Source organism: Rhodococcus sp. 14-2470-1b (genome assembly GCF_002259415.1).
Lineage (GTDB): Bacteria > Actinomycetota > Actinomycetes > Mycobacteriales > Mycobacteriaceae > Rhodococcoides.
The window spans coordinates 253,088-266,769 of sequence record NZ_NPFY01000035.1 but is presented as its reverse complement, the minus strand read 5'-3'; the positions used below and the strand labels follow the sequence as shown (position 1 = coordinate 266,769).

Here is a 13,682-nt window from a genome sequence, read left to right as displayed (position 1 = left end):
TGAGCCGAGTGAAATCGCCCTTCCCTCGTTTCCGTCGCGTCCGTACCGTGTCGATCCTCGCCGTCGCCGCTGTCGCCGGCCTGGTCGTGTCCTGTTCGTCGACCGCAGACGAATCGACGGTTACCCCCGCAGCTGCGGGCGCCGACAATGCGTTTCCAGTGTCGATCGACACCAAGTTCGGTGACGTCACCGTGCCCGAGCGCCCGCAGCGTGTCGTCGCCCTGGGATGGGCCGACGCGGAAACCGCGCTCGCACTCGGCGTACAGCCGGTGGGCGCGAGCGATTGGCTGGCGTTCGGAGGCGACGGCGTGGGCCCTTGGGCCGACGGCCTGTACGACAGTCCTCCTGAGATCATCGGCACCCAGGAACCGTCCTACGAGGCGGTTGCGGCTCTGGAACCCGACCTGATCCTGGACACCAAGAGTTCGGGGGATCAGGAACGGTACGACAAGTTGACACAGATCGCGCCGACGGTGGCTCTGCCCGACGGCGCGGACAACTACCTGACCACCGTCGAGCAACAGGTGACCATGGTGTCGGCGGCGTTGGGTGAATCGGAGAAGGGCGCCCAGCTGTTGGCCGACCTGTACGGTCGGTTCCAGACAGCAGCGGCGGAGCATCCGGAGTTCGAGGGCAAGACCATCACTGTCGGAGCCTTCAGCGGAACCGGATACGGGGCGTACATCTCCGACAGCACGCGAGTCGTGTTCATGAAGAAGCTCGGTTTCGTATCGAGCCCAGCCATCGACGCGTTGACGGCGACAAGAACCGGCTCGACCGGATTCTCGGTGCCCGTATCGGAAGAGGAACTGAACACGCTCGATGCGGACGTCGTGGTGATCTTCCCGGTACAGCGATCGGCCGACGACGTGACGAGTAATCCTCTGTTCCAACAGATCCCTGCAGTCCGGGACGGACGGTCACTGGTGTTCGACGATCCCGACGTGGCCAAGTCCTACTCGACCAATTCGATTCTGTCGGCGACGTACGCCCTCGACACTGTCGTTCCGATGATCGCGGAGAGGGCCGAACGCTGACGGGTAAATGCTCGGTCACCGAGTTTCCACGACGGCGACGGATGTGGTTGCGGCGTGTTTCGGGGCGCGGATGCGCTGGGAGCCGCAGGTGCACCGCTGGTAGGTGACGGTGCCTTCGCTGGTGTTGTGGCTGCTTTCGGTGGTCCAGGTGTGGATGTGTGCGCTCATACCCACGACTGTGCTGTAATGGTCTTGTGCATATCAACCCTTACGGAACGTATGCGGTTCAACTCGGAGTCGAATTGCTCAATTCGCCGCCGATGTCGGCGGACGAGCTCGGTCGCCGGTGCGTCGAGGCAGGACTCGTTCTCGACGCACCGGCGACCGACGCGGACGTCACCGCCACCGTTGCATTTCTCCGCGAGTGGGAGACGGTCGTCGACGCCGATACCGAACAGGCTCGGGCGGACGTCCTCAACGGCCTGCTCGCGCAGGCGTCGGCCTACCCGCGGCTGACCAACCATGCGGGCGACGGCTGGCACATGCACTACCGCGACCCGAACATCGCTCTCGGGTCCGTGGTGCGGGCGTTGGTCAGCGTCGGAACGGCGTTGCATCTGACCGGGCGTGGAATGAACAGGTTGGGCAGGTGCGCGGCGGAGGACTGCGTACGTGTGTTCGCCGACGTGTCGAGGACCGGAAGGCAACGCTACTGCGGCACTGTGTGTTCCAACCGCGACGCCGTACGGCGGCACCGAGCCAGGGCTGCCACCGAGTGACGAGAAGATCAGGTCTTGCGGTTGTACAGACGCATCGTGATCGGCCCGAACACGAGTAGGAAGCCGCCACACATCGCGGCAGTGACGGCGAGCTTGGTGGCGTCCGGTTCCCCTGACATTAACGACCGGATGGACGTGACCAGGAAGCTGACCGGATTGACCTCGACGAACGCGCGGAGCCACCCCGGCATGGTCTGGGGGTCGACGAAGATGTTGCTGGCGAATGTCAACGGAAACAGGATGAACATCGACACGCCCATGACCGCGGCCTCGGTGCGCACGATCATCGCGATCATCGTCCACACCCACGAGAGACAGAACGAGAAGATCAACAGCAGTGCGATCGAGGCGACGACGCCGAGGAGACCGCCGTCGGGCCTGAACCCGATGACGAGACCGAGGATCAGCACGATGACCGACGCCAGTGAGTAGCGGACGACGTCGCCGAGGAGCGCGCCCACCAACGGTGACGGGCGCCAGATGGGTAGTGATCGGAACCGGTCGAACACGCCCTTCTCGATGTCCTTGTTCAACGTCACACCCGTGTACATCGTGATCATCACGACGGTCTGCACCAGAATTCCCGGCAACAGGAACTGGATGTAAGCGGTGGTGGATCCGGCGAGAGCGCCTCCGAACAAGTACGTGAACAGCAACGTGAACATGATCGGAAACATCGTCACGTCGAACAGTTGCTCGGGGACGTGCTTGATCTTGAGGAGCGCTCGCCACCCGAACGACAGCGAGCTGGCGACGGCGTTCGGCCGCGGGGGTCGTGTTGCGCCGCTTCGTAGTACGTCCGCGACCGCGGCCTGCTCGGACGCGTCCTTCGACAGCGTTGTCATGATGATGTCTCTGTTCTCTCGGTGGCGTTCGTGCGGGCGGACTCGTCGTCTGCGGGGTGGCCGGTCAGCGCGAGAAACACTTCGTCGAGGCTGGGTTGGCCGATGGCGAACGAGGCCACCGCGATTCCCGCGTCCTCGAACGCGGGCAGAGCAGCAGCCACCGAGGACGTCCGGTCCAGGCGAGCCGACAGTGCAACCGGATCTGCTTCCTCGGTCACCGACTCGGACAGGATCGTGCGAAGGATTGCTGCGGCTTCGGACCGTCGAGCGGGATCCAGTACTCGCACGTGCAGCGAGCCCGCGCCGACCGACGCCTTCAGTTCGCCGGTGGTGCCTTCCGCGATGACCTTGCCGCGGTCGATGACCGCGATCCGTCCGGCCAGTTGATCGGCTTCGTCGAGGTACTGAGTGGTGAGCAGAACCGTCGTACCGCCACCGACGAGAGCGCGGACGATGTCCCACACCTGATTGCGGCTACGAGGGTCCAGGCCGGTCGTCGGCTCGTCGAGGAAGATCAGTTCGGGAGTGACGATGATGCTCGCAGCGATGTCGATCCGACGCCGCATACCGCCCGAGTACGTCTTCACCTGGCGAGACCCGGCGTCGGCGATGCCGAACGCGGTGAGCAGTTCGTCCGCTCGGGACCGCGCCGCCGGACGCGAGTATCCGTAGAGCCGAGCCAGTAGGATCAGATTCTCGGTACCGGTCAGATCCTCGTCCAGCGATGCGAACTGGCCGGTCAGTGACACCTTGCCGCGAATGGCGTCCGCCTCGGAGGCGACGTCGTGGCCCAGTACGCGAGCCGACCCGCCGTCGATCGGAAGAAGTGTCGCGAGCATTCGGATCGTGGTCGTCTTGCCTGCTCCGTTGGGGCCGAGGACACCGTATACACCTCCACTCGGAACCGACAGGTCTATTCCGTCCACCGCAGTGTTGTCGCCGAAGCGTTTGATCAGGCCCGATGTCTCGATCGCCGGCATGTGTCCCATTCCTCCAAGATTGTCCGAATCGACCTCGAAGTGCAATCGATTATCCCGCGCAGCCATCCGCGGCGCAGGGTGTACCGAATATGTTGTGCGGCGGGAAAACGCGGAGGTTTCGGTGTGAGAGCAACATGAGCACTACTCTCTTGATCAATGAACGCGATCAGAGTCGAATTCGTTGGGACATCGTCACGGTGAGCACGGACCCCACGCCGGGCTCGCAGTACCAGGGGCCACCGAATTCAGAAGAGGACCCGTCGGCAGAACAAGGTGCGGCCTGTGCCGTGCCCAGTGCGCAGTTGCGCAACTTGCGAGCAGACGAGATGGAGCGGCTCCGCCGGCTGATGGCCGCGGTCGCCGGCGGTGATCAGCGCGCCTTCGGCGAGTTGTACGACGCCACCAGCGCACGCGTCTACGGCATGGTGCTGCGTGTCCTTCGCGACCCGGGGTACAGCGAGGAGACGACGCAGGAGGTGTTCCTCCAGATCTGGAAGTCGGCACCCAACTACGACCCGAACCAGGGAAGCCCCCTGGCGTGGATCATGACGTTGGCGCACCGGCGGGCGGTGGACCGCGTGCGGTCCGAGCAGTCCGGGACCGACCGTGAAGCTGCGTACGGGGCGATCAGCCACACCCCGGAACACGACGAGGTCCTCGAGGCCGTCACCCAGCGACTGGAATCCGACGCCGTGGTTGCGTGCCTCGACACACTGACCGATACGCAACGCGAGTCGGTACGAATGGCTTATTACAGCGGTTGGACATACCGCGAAGTGGCGGAGCGGCTCGGGGTCGCGGTTCCGACGATCAAATCGCGAATACGGGACGGACTGATCAAGTTGAAGACATGTCTGGGGGTGACACCCTCATGAGCGAAGCAACGCGACAGCGGCTGCTCGACTCCGCCGAGGTGTACGCCCTCCACGCGGTGAGCGCCGCCGAGGAAGCCGACATCGAACGTGACCGTGCGGCGGTGGACGACACCGCCCGTGTGCAGTTCAACATCCTTGTCGGCGAAATACAGGAAACTCTTGCGCTGGTGTCCGTGCTGGATGCCGCGGACCCCCCGGCGCAGCTGAGAGACCGCGTGCTGCAGGAAATTCCGCGCATCACGCAGGATGTCGCCGATCCCGCACCCGCAACGGTGACCACTCTGCGCGGACACCGAGATCGCCGCGCCAAGCAGGAGTGGAGCCGGCGGAACGGCCCAGGGGTGGGTCGGTGGCGTACCACGATGCTCGCCGCCGCGGCAGCAGTCGTCGTGGCAGTCGGCGGCGGAGTGGTCGCCACCCAGGTTTTGGGCAACGATCCGGCACCGACCCAGGCGGAACAGATCGTGGCAGCGCCGGATGCACGTGAGACCACTGCCGAGTTCCCCGGTGGCGGCACGGCGAACATCTCCTACTCCCGTGAGTCGGGTTCGCTCGTCGTCACGCTCGACGGCGTTTCCGCACCGGCGGCAGGCCAGGACTACCAGATGTGGTTCGTCGACGGCACGCCTCGGTCGGTCGGTCTGGTGACGGCCGAACAGTTGGCCGACAGCGACGGCACCGTCATCGACGGCATGGGCGCGGCAACGAACTTCGCGTTCTCGCTCGAGCCCGCAGGCGGATCTCCGCAGCCGACGGAGGTTCTGACGATGGTGACACTGGACGCGTGACACTCGACGCGTGACACTCGACGCCGATCGAGCTCGATGTGGGGCCTCAGCGCCCCACATCGAACTGCCCGAGAGATTTTATCGCGGTGTTCATCTGCATGTAGGCACCGGTCGCGAGGGTGGTCAGGAGCTCCAGTTTCACCGACGGTGCAGACACGGACAACGCGTCGAAATCTCGAACCGACATCACGGCGACCGACAACGGGGTGTCCGCCCGGAAATCGAGTAGGAACTTCGTTCGGGCCAGAAGGGGCATCTCGCCGAAACTCATCCCAGGAGACAGCGTCGAGATTCGGTGATGTCGACCTCCCGGTGAGGTGAACGACGACGACACTTGCCCGGCCAGTACGAGAAACAACCCGGCGGCCGGTTGTCCGCTCGTTACGACGGTGTCTCCCCTGGCGTAGGTGTGCACGGTGAAGGCGGGTTCGACAGCGGCGTATTCAGCCGGGGACAAGCCTTCGAGCACCGGGTGGTCTCGCAGGGCTATGCGGTCGGGTTGTCGAGGTCCGACGCAGTACTTGTCGAGCAGAATTTCCTCGGCCCACTGAATCGCGGAACCCAGGTCGGCGAAGACGCGTCCCGATGCGCCACCGGGGTCGATGCTCGAACTCGTGCGACCGAGAACTCCCGAAGGGTCGACGAGCGATGCTCGGCAACCACGGCTGGACAAGTGGGCAAGCACGCTGTCGAACATTCCGCGTGCCACGTCGCTGACCTCGTCGACGCCGCGGACGTCGATGACCAACGCATCGAGCTGTTCGTTGAGATTGCCGATCTCGCGCACTGCCGTTTCCGCGCCGGAGAACAACAGATCTCCGTGCAGCTCGTACACCCGAGCGCGGCTGCCGAACCGAGCGAGTGCAGCTTGCTCGATCTCGCTTCGTCGGCGCCGTGAGGGGGCCTCACCGACGGTGTACTTGCCGCGGATCGCGGACCGGGCCGCACGAGTGACATGGAGAAAATGCAGTTCGAGCTTGCGCGAGAGTTCGCGGCACGCCGCGACGCCGCGCACGCTGTTTCCGTGCGGATCGAGTCTGGGGGAGTAGACCGCAATTCCCATCTGACCGGGCAGGACGGCAAGAATGCCGCCACCCACCCCGCTCTTCGCGGGCATCCCCACTCGCGCAACCCAGTCGCCCGCACCGTCGTACATTCCGCACGTCGTCATCACACTCAACACACGTTCGACGAGCGCCGGAGCGAGGGCACGTTCCTTCGTGCGTGGGTTGAGTCCGTTGTTCGCCATCGTCGCCGCCATCATGGCGAGGTCGACCGCGGTGACGTCTATCGAGCACTGACGGAAGTACAGATCCACTGCGGCATCGGGATCGTCGGTGATGATGTCGAACGAGCGCAACATGTACCCGATCGCACGATTCCTGTTGCCGGTGCGGGCCTCGGAGAGATACACCGATTCGTTGAACGTCAGCGAGCGACCGGCGTACCGGGAGTAAGCCTGACGGATTCGTTCGAAACGATCCGCCGCCGACTTCCCGGCGATCAGCGACGCCGAGGTGATGGCTCCGGCGTTGATCATCGGGTTGCGTGGGCGTTCGGTGATCGGATCGAGACTGATCTCGTTGAACGGTTCACCCGACGGCTCGATGTCGATCTTCTGCGCGACGGCGTCCTCGCCCCGGTCGGCAAGGGCCAGTCCGTAGGTGAAGGGCTTGGAGATCGATTGGATCGTGAAGGGCGTCGACGTGTCGCCCACCTCGTACACGTATCCGTCGCTCGTCGCCAGGGCGATTCCGAATCCGTCGGGCGCGACCGCGGCGAGTTCCGGGATGTAATCGGCGACGCTGCCCGAGGTGTCGTCTCGGCAAGCGTCGAAGACGTGCTGGAGTATCTGATCCACGACGCTCGACATGAGGCAACCCTATGCTCCGACCTCGGTGTTCGGTGTGATCATCGACGCGTGGACGTGATGGTCGTGTTGCCCGAAGGTCACAGTATTGTCGGAGTCGGTACACGATTCGGCGGTGGTCGCGGTACGGCATCGACGGTGTCGGTACGGCGTCTACGTTTCGCTACGTAGACTGTTCTGATCGAAGAAGTGTCGAGCCATCGACATCGAAGTACCGCACGTGTTGCCGAAGTTTCCGGCCGGAGGGAGCGATCTCGTTGGGTGTTCTAGCGCGCGTTCAGTCGCCTGAGGACCTGCGCCGTCTTTCACCGGCGGAGGTGGTGGATCTGGCCGAGGAGATCCGTGAGTTCCTCGTCGAGACGGTGTCGGCCACAGGAGGTCATCTGGGTCCCAACCTGGGTGTCGTCGAGCTGACGTTGGCCGTCCACCGTACGTTCGATTCTCCGCGTGACCCGATCATCTGGGACACCGGCCATCAGGCGTACGTGCACAAGATGGTCACCGGCCGCACCGCCGAGTTCGCGTCGCTTCGCAAGCAGGGTGGACTGTCCGGGTATCCCTCGCGCGCCGAGAGCGAACACGACTGGGTCGAGTCCTCGCATGCGTCCGCATCGTTGTCCTATGCGGACGGGCTCGCCAAGGCTTTCGAGCTGACCGGTCAGAGCGACCGCCACGTCGTCGCCGTCGTCGGTGACGGTGCGTTGACGGGCGGGATGTGTTGGGAAGCACTCAACAACATCGCGGCCGGCAAGGATCGTTCTCTCGTGATCGTCGTCAACGACAACGGTCGCTCCTACGCGCCCACCATCGGTGGACTGGCCGAACATCTGGCAGCCCTACGCCTGCAACCGGGTTACGAGCGCATTCTCGACAACGGCCGCCGTATCGTCCGCAGGATTCCGTTGTTCGGGAAGACGGCGTACGCGATGCTGCACGGCATGAAAGCGGGCGTCAAGGACGCGATCAGCCCTCAGGTCTTGTTCACCGACCTCGGCATCAAGTACCTCGGACCGGTCGACGGTCACGACGAGCAGGCCATGGAGTCCGCGCTGCGCAGAGCCAAGGCGTACGGCGGTCCGGTGATCGTGCACGCCGTCACTCGCAAGGGCATGGGATACGCCCACGCCGAGAACAACGTCGCCGACCAGATGCACGCGACCGGCGTCATCGATCCGTTGACCGGGCTCGCCCGCAAGCAATCGGCTCCCGACTGGACGTCCGTGTTCTCGGCCGAATTGATCGACCGTGCGGCCGAGCGTGAGGACATCGTCGCGATCACCGCGGCCATGGCAGGCCCCACCGGCCTCGCGGCGTTCGGGGAGAAGTACCCCACCCGTATGTTCGACGTCGGGATCGCCGAACAGCATGCAATGACGTCGGCTGCAGGCCTTGCGCTCGGTGGCCTGCACCCCGTCGTCGCCGTGTACTCGACATTCCTCAATCGCGCCTTCGACCAACTACTGATGGACGTTGCGCTGCTGAATCTTCCGGTCACGCTCGTTCTGGACCGTGCCGGTGTCACCGGGGCCGACGGCGCGAGTCACAACGGCATGTGGGACATGTCGTTGCTCGGGATCGTCCCCGGTATGAGGGTCGCCGCGCCGCGCGACTGCGCCTCTCTCCGTGAGGAACTCGGGGAGGCGCTCGCGGTGAACGACGGGCCTACTGCGCTGAGGTTCCCGAAAGGCGCCGTGACGGAGGACATCCCGGCGCTCCGGCGTCTCGACGGCGTCATCGACGTGTTGTCCGAGCCGGATTCTGCGGGCCGAGACGTCCTGATCGTTGCCGTCGGCGCCTTCGCAGGACTGGCACTCGAGACCGCGACCGCCCTGGCCGAGCACGGTGTGTCGGTGACGGTCGTCGATCCACGGTGGGTGCTTCCGGTCCCGGAGGCCCTGCTGAAACTGGCCGAGGAGTACAAGCTCGTCGTGACGCTCGAGGATTCGGGGGTGCACGGAGGCGTCGGATCCACTGTGTCCGCGGCTATCCGTGCGGTCGGCGTGGACACCGCGTGCCGCGACATCGGAGTTCCACAGCGCTTCCTGGATCACGCGTCTCGGGAGCAGATCCACCGCGAACTCGGGCTCACATCGGAGGACCTGACTCGCCGGATCGCCGGGTGGCTCGGGTCCAACTGACGGCGTCAGTCGGAGAGTTCACCGACGGTGGGCGCCCACTGACTGATCCGGACGTCGGCCACCAAGCCGGCACGGTTGAACGGGTCGTGCGCGAACAACCGGGCGACTGCGTCGCGGTCGGGGCATTCGACGATGAACATTGCGCCGCTGTGGTCGGCGAGCGGCCCGGATGACCTGATGGTCTTCCTGCGAACCATCTCGTGGATCCACGCCCGGTGGTCGGTTCGGTGGTCGTCTCTACCGCCCGACGTTTCCGGCGTGTACGAGTATTCGACGACGAACATCGGCATGACGTGCCTCCTGACCGGAGTTACAGAACCATGTCCTCGAGCTCCATGCCCTTCGTTTCGCGGATCTTGAACTTGACGAAGAAGAAGGACACCAGCGCGAAGAACGCGAAGAACGAGTAGATGAAACCGAGGCCGATCGACTGAGTGAGCGGCGGGAACGCCAACGTGATCGCGAAGTTCGCCACCCAGTTGGCTGCGGTACTGATACCGAGAGCAACTGCGCGCATGTTGTTGGGGAACATCTCTCCCAACATCACCCACATGATCGGACCCCAGGTGGCGGCGAAGAAGATGACGAACAGGTTGGCTCCGATCAGCGCGATCGTTCCCCACGGCGTCGGAAGTGTCAGGTCGTCTCCGGTGCCGACGGCCTGAGTGAACGACACCGCAGCGAGTACCAATCCCACGAACATTCCGACGGAACCGATCTGAAGCAAGTTCTTGCGGCCGAATCGGTCGACGAACAGGATCGCCACGAACGTCATGGTGACGTTGATGACGGACGTGATCACCGAGGTGACGAACGACTGATTCTCGCTGAAGCCCACGGACTTCCACAGCGTCGTCGAATAGTAGAAGATCGCGTTGATGCCCACGAACTGCTGCAGGACCGCCATCGTGATGCCGACCCAGACGATCGGCTGCAGACCGAACTTCGGGCCGCGGATGTCGCCAAAGGACGACTTCGCTTCGCGCCGCAGCGTGAGCCGGATTTCCTTGACTCGCTCATTCGGGTTCACTTCGCCGGAGATCTCCCCGAGAATTCGGGCTGCCTCGTCGTCGAGGTGCTTGCCGACCAGATATCGCGGAGACTCGGGGATCAGCGTGGCCAGAAAACCGTAGACGAGTGCGGGTACGACGCCGACGAGGAACATCCAACGCCAGGCCTCCATCCCGAACCACAGATCGTTCGACGGCCCGCCTGCGGCGTTCTGCAATACCGCATCGGACAGCAACGCGGCGAAGATACCGACGGTGATTGCCAACTGCTGCAGCGATGCGAGACCACCGCGATAGCGTGCGGGCGCGATCTCGGATATGTAGGCAGGCGCGATGACCGATGCGATTCCGATTCCGAGTCCGCCGAGCACTCGCCACAACATCAGGTCGGGGATCGAGAAAGCGAAACCGGAACCCACCGACGAGATGGTGAACAACGCCGAGCCCAACAGCATGACGCGTTTGCGTCCCCAGCTGTCGGCGAGCCGCCCGGCGAACCATGCACCGACTGCGCATCCGAGCAGCGCGATCGCGACTGCAAATCCAGTGACGAACGAACTGAGCCCGAAGTTCTCCTGGATCGAGTCGACCGCGCCGTTGACGACCGACGAATCGAAACCGAAGAGGAAGCCACCGACCGCTGCCGCGACTGTGACTCCGATGACTTTCGCGGTATGGCGTTCTGCAGGTTGCGTCATGACGAACCCAGCTTTCTGAAGGGCCAGCGTCGGTGGTGGTCAACGACATCATGGACCTGTTCGGGGCAACCGGTGGCTGAAATCAGGGGATTTCATCCGAAGGGTTACCCCCGGCGCGCGAGCTCGGGTCCGCTCACCCGAGCCGATCCGCGAAGGTGGTCGACGAGTGGTCCGCACCGGCTCCCGGCACGAGGGTGCCGTCGCGCATGGCTTTGCCGTAGGCGCCGGGCAGGGGGATCTCGACGACCCAGTGTCTGCCGTGGAGTGTGGCCACATGGGCGCGGACCATGTCCACCATGCGTTCTTCTCGTGGTCCGCCGAGGTCCGGGACCTGCCCTGCGGGTGTACCTTCGGCCAGTTCGAGGAGACGCTGCGCAACGTCGCGCGCGGCGACGGGCATGCATCGCATACGTGGTACGACGACGAGAGGGCCGAGCGTGGTTCGCTCGACGAGTTGCTCGGCGAATTCGTGAAACTGTGTCGCGCGCAGGATGGTCCAAGGGATGTCGCCGTCCGCGATCGCATTTTCCTGGGCGACTTTTCCCGCGTAGTACGAGTACGGAGCCTCGTCGACGCCGACGATGGAGAGCGCCACGTGGTGCCGCACGCCTGCAGCTTTCTCCGCACGCAGGAGATGTGCGGTGACACTCGTGAAGAACCGGACGGATTCCTTGGCGGACATGGTTTGCGTCGAGGCAACGTCGACGACGACGTCGACTCCGACGAGGGTGTCGTCGAGGCCGGTTCCGCCGACGAGGTCCACACCGTTGGAGCGGGTGAGCACGAGGACGTCGTGACCGCGTTTTCGGGCGAGGTCGACCACATGCCTGCCGACGACACCGGTTCCACCTGCCACTGCGATCTTCTTTGGGTTCATGTTCCTCCCGACGGCACAGCCCGCCGAAATGTATCGCGACGTGACGGCAATCTCAGTGTTCGGGTACGACGGCGCCTGCCGTGACCCGAAGAAAGTCGAGCTTGTCTGCATCTGCCGTGCCCGTCGCAGCGGTGTAGACGACGAGCCGGAGGTCGGTGCCGGGGGCGGTGAGAACGTCGCAGTCGAGGGTGATGTCCCCGACGGTTGCATGGTGGATCGTCTTGCGATCGGTGGCATGCTCGGCGGCGGTCCCCGAGCGCCACAGTGCATCGAAATACGAGTTCTGCGTCCGTAATTCGGTGATCAACGCAGACAGCGGTGCGTCGCGTGGGAACCGGACGGCTGCGATTCTGAGGTCGGCGACGAGTGCCGTCGCGAGATGCTCCAGGTCTGCCGTCGACGAGGCGGGTGGATAGGCGGCTCGGCCGCGATCGTCGCTGCCGAACATCACCCGGACCAGGTTTCGGTGCGTTACGTCGATCGCCGTCGGATTGCCTTGCAGTGCGCTCCACATAGGGTTCCACGTCAGAAGGTCCCAATCCGCCGCGAACACGGCCACAGGCGTGTCCGCCAAGCGGCCGACGAGGCGCGCAATGCCGGGACCGACGTGTCGATCGATGCTTCCCGGGCCCGGTGGCAACAGGCCCGCGCAGCGGTACAGGTGATCTCGCTCGGCGCCGTTCAACTGCAAGGCTCGTGCCAAGGACGCGGTGACCTGCGCGGACGGCGTCGTGGCGCGGCCTTGTTCGAGTCGGATGAGGTAGTCGACGGACACTCCGGCCAGCTGTGCCAACTCTTCACGGCGCAGACCCTCGGTCCGCCGCCTCGGGCCCGTCGGGAGGCCTGCATCGACAGGTGAAAGTCTGTCCCTCCACCCGCGCAGGACTTCACCGAGGTCGGATGCCGTGTCGCTCATCGGTCCATCATCTCCCGCTTCGGCGGATGCATACTGGTACTGCTGATCCCACTGTCTCACCGGGTGCTGGTTGTACTCCTGTGCCGGTGCCAGCGTGGGTGCCATGACCCACAGTTCCGCACACACCATCGTCATGACCGGAGTCAGCCAGGGGATCGGCGCCGTAGCAGCCTCGAGGTTGCTTGCCGATGACCCTCACGCACACCTCGTCGTGGTCGGTCGAAGACCTGGCCCGACCTCTCCTCGGGTGACGTTCGTGGACGCCGACCTCGCTGACATCGAGGCGACGAGGACGGCGGGCCGTCACATCGGCACGCTGGCGCAGAACGGTTCGATCCCGAGACTCGACAGGTTCGTCGGAAACGCGGGCATCCAGTACACCGATGCAATCACGACGACGGTCGACGGTCTCGAAGCGACTTTCGCGGTCAACGTAGTTGCCAACCACGTACTTCTGACCCAGCTCCGGTCCCACCTGACGGATTCCTCGCGCATCGTGATCACCGTCAGCGACACGCACTTCGGGGATCTCCGGCACAATCTCGCGCTGGTTCCGGCGCCCGCGTGGTCGGCTCCGGACGTGCTCGCGCGTCCCGGTGCCTTCACCGAACCGGAGTCGGCCGCAGCCGGGAGAACCGCGTACTCGACCAGCAAACTTGCGGCGGTCCACCTCGTTCATGCGTGGGTCGACGCCCTCGAACCGGGCGTCGACATCATCTCGTTCAACCCCGGTCTGGTCCCGGGGACCGGCCTGGCCAGACATGCAGGCAGGGGAGCGCAGCTGATGATGCGAGTGCTGGGTCCTGTGCTTACTCTGACGCCACTGGCCACCACGTCCACGCAGGCAGGTGCGGAACTCGCTGACCTGGTGTCCGGCCGAACGTTCGCTCGCAGCGGCGACTACGCCGACCGCAATCGCGTTGTGTCGT

13 protein-coding genes and 1 pseudogene are annotated in these 13,682 nt (G+C 64.4%); 6 read left to right on the top strand and 8 right to left on the bottom strand.

Annotation, left to right across the window (positions count from 1 at the left end; translation table 11 throughout):
* The first annotated feature begins 47 nt into the window (after positions 1-47).
* The gene (locus CH293_RS24445) at positions 48-1,037 is read left to right on the top strand and encodes an iron-siderophore ABC transporter substrate-binding protein (RefSeq protein ID WP_094721723.1); all 990 of its coding nucleotides are present in this window, start codon (positions 48-50) and stop codon (positions 1,035-1,037) included.
* A 15-nt stretch (positions 1,038-1,052) separates the two neighbouring features.
* Here CH293_RS24445 and CH293_RS28290 read toward each other — a convergent pair whose 3' ends face one another.
* Positions 1,053-1,205: a hypothetical protein gene (locus CH293_RS28290; RefSeq protein ID WP_170945345.1), complete on the bottom strand. Its 153-nt coding sequence runs from the start codon at positions 1,203-1,205 to the stop codon at positions 1,053-1,055.
* Positions 1,206-1,231: 26 nt separating this feature from the next.
* Between CH293_RS28290 and CH293_RS24440 the strand changes: the two genes are divergently transcribed.
* Positions 1,232-1,756: a CGNR zinc finger domain-containing protein gene (locus tag CH293_RS24440; RefSeq protein WP_037113040.1), complete on the top strand. Its 525-nt coding sequence runs from the start codon at positions 1,232-1,234 to the stop codon at positions 1,754-1,756.
* 8 nt (positions 1,757-1,764) lie between these two features.
* Here the strand turns inward: CH293_RS24440 and CH293_RS24435 are convergent, their stop codons facing one another.
* Positions 1,765-2,601 carry an ABC transporter permease gene (locus CH293_RS24435; protein WP_019664037.1) on the bottom strand — a complete coding sequence of 279 codons (837 nt, stop codon included), beginning with the start codon at positions 2,599-2,601 and terminating at the stop codon, positions 1,765-1,767.
* Positions 2,598-3,590, bottom strand: a complete 993-nt coding sequence (locus CH293_RS24430) for an ATP-binding cassette domain-containing protein (protein ID WP_170945344.1) — start codon at positions 3,588-3,590, stop codon at positions 2,598-2,600. Before CH293_RS24430 ends, CH293_RS24435 begins: the two co-directional genes overlap by 4 nt.
* Positions 3,591-3,715: 125 nt before the next feature.
* Here CH293_RS24430 and CH293_RS24425 point away from each other — a divergent pair, with 125 nt between their 5' ends.
* The gene (locus CH293_RS24425; RefSeq protein ID WP_037113042.1) at positions 3,716-4,456 is read left to right on the top strand and encodes a sigma-70 family RNA polymerase sigma factor; all 741 of its coding nucleotides are present in this window, start codon (positions 3,716-3,718) and stop codon (positions 4,454-4,456) included.
* On the top strand, positions 4,453-5,244 hold the full coding sequence (locus CH293_RS24420; protein WP_094721722.1) for an anti-sigma factor: 792 nt from the start codon (positions 4,453-4,455) through the stop codon (positions 5,242-5,244). The genes CH293_RS24425 and CH293_RS24420 overlap by 4 nt, the downstream gene beginning before the upstream one ends.
* A gap of 46 nt (positions 5,245-5,290) precedes the next feature.
* Here the strand turns inward: CH293_RS24420 and glsA are convergent, their stop codons facing one another.
* Positions 5,291-7,117: a glutaminase A gene (gene glsA, locus CH293_RS24415; RefSeq protein WP_094721721.1), complete on the bottom strand. Its 1,827-nt coding sequence runs from the start codon at positions 7,115-7,117 to the stop codon at positions 5,291-5,293.
* Between the two features lie 254 nt (positions 7,118-7,371).
* On the opposite strand from glsA, the gene dxs reads away from it, so the two are divergent.
* Positions 7,372-9,252: a 1-deoxy-D-xylulose-5-phosphate synthase gene (gene dxs, locus CH293_RS24410; RefSeq protein ID WP_037113048.1), complete on the top strand. Its 1,881-nt coding sequence runs from the start codon at positions 7,372-7,374 to the stop codon at positions 9,250-9,252.
* Between the two features lie 5 nt (positions 9,253-9,257).
* Here dxs and CH293_RS24405 read toward each other — a convergent pair whose 3' ends face one another.
* The 4 genes from CH293_RS24405 to CH293_RS24390 all read right to left on the bottom strand — a co-directional run bounded on the left by CH293_RS24405 (position 9,258) and on the right by CH293_RS24390 (position 12,858).
* Positions 9,258-9,542 (bottom strand): YciI family protein, encoded by a 285-nt coding sequence (locus tag CH293_RS24405; protein ID WP_037113049.1) that lies wholly within the window; start codon positions 9,540-9,542, stop codon positions 9,258-9,260.
* A 20-nt stretch (positions 9,543-9,562) separates the two neighbouring features.
* Positions 9,563-10,960 carry a sugar porter family MFS transporter gene (locus tag CH293_RS24400; RefSeq protein ID WP_037113051.1) on the bottom strand — a complete coding sequence of 466 codons (1,398 nt, stop codon included), beginning with the start codon at positions 10,958-10,960 and terminating at the stop codon, positions 9,563-9,565.
* Positions 10,961-11,093: 133 nt separating this feature from the next.
* Complete coding sequence (locus CH293_RS24395; RefSeq protein ID WP_094721720.1) at positions 11,094-11,837, bottom strand: SDR family oxidoreductase; 744 nt, start codon at positions 11,835-11,837, stop codon at positions 11,094-11,096.
* 52 nt (positions 11,838-11,889) lie between these two features.
* Positions 11,890-12,858: a helix-turn-helix transcriptional regulator gene (locus CH293_RS24390; protein WP_255122971.1), complete on the bottom strand. Its 969-nt coding sequence runs from the start codon at positions 12,856-12,858 to the stop codon at positions 11,890-11,892.
* On the opposite strand from CH293_RS24390, the pseudogene CH293_RS28680 reads away from it, so the two are divergent.
* Positions 12,857-13,207, top strand: a pseudogene (locus tag CH293_RS28680) (SDR family NAD(P)-dependent oxidoreductase); the annotation flags it as partial. The gene CH293_RS24390 and the pseudogene CH293_RS28680 overlap by 2 nt on opposite strands.
* Positions 13,208-13,682 lie beyond the last annotated feature (475 nt).

Bases quoted from the DNA above. Each gene is read 5' to 3' on its own strand.
- CH293_RS24420 (WP_094721722.1), top strand. From the start codon at position 4,453: ATGAGCGAAGCAACGCGACAGCGGCTGCTCGACTCCGCCGAGGTGTAC.
- CH293_RS24400 (WP_037113051.1), bottom strand. From the start codon at position 10,960: ATGACGCAACCTGCAGAACGCCATACCGCGAAAGTCATCGGAGTCACA.
- CH293_RS28290 (WP_170945345.1), bottom strand. From the start codon at position 1,205: ATGAGCGCACACATCCACACCTGGACCACCGAAAGCAGCCACAACACC.
- CH293_RS24405 (WP_037113049.1), bottom strand. From the start codon at position 9,542: ATGCCGATGTTCGTCGTCGAATACTCGTACACGCCGGAAACGTCGGGC.
- glsA (WP_094721721.1), bottom strand. From the start codon at position 7,117: ATGTCGAGCGTCGTGGATCAGATACTCCAGCACGTCTTCGACGCTTGC.
- CH293_RS24390 (WP_255122971.1), bottom strand. From the start codon at position 12,858: ATGGCACCCACGCTGGCACCGGCACAGGAGTACAACCAGCACCCGGTG.
- CH293_RS24430 (WP_170945344.1), bottom strand. From the start codon at position 3,590: ATGGGACACATGCCGGCGATCGAGACATCGGGCCTGATCAAACGCTTC.
- CH293_RS24435 (WP_019664037.1), bottom strand. From the start codon at position 2,601: ATGACAACGCTGTCGAAGGACGCGTCCGAGCAGGCCGCGGTCGCGGAC.
- CH293_RS24425 (WP_037113042.1), top strand. From the start codon at position 3,716: ATGAGCACTACTCTCTTGATCAATGAACGCGATCAGAGTCGAATTCGT.
- CH293_RS24395 (WP_094721720.1), bottom strand. From the start codon at position 11,837: ATGAACCCAAAGAAGATCGCAGTGGCAGGTGGAACCGGTGTCGTCGGC.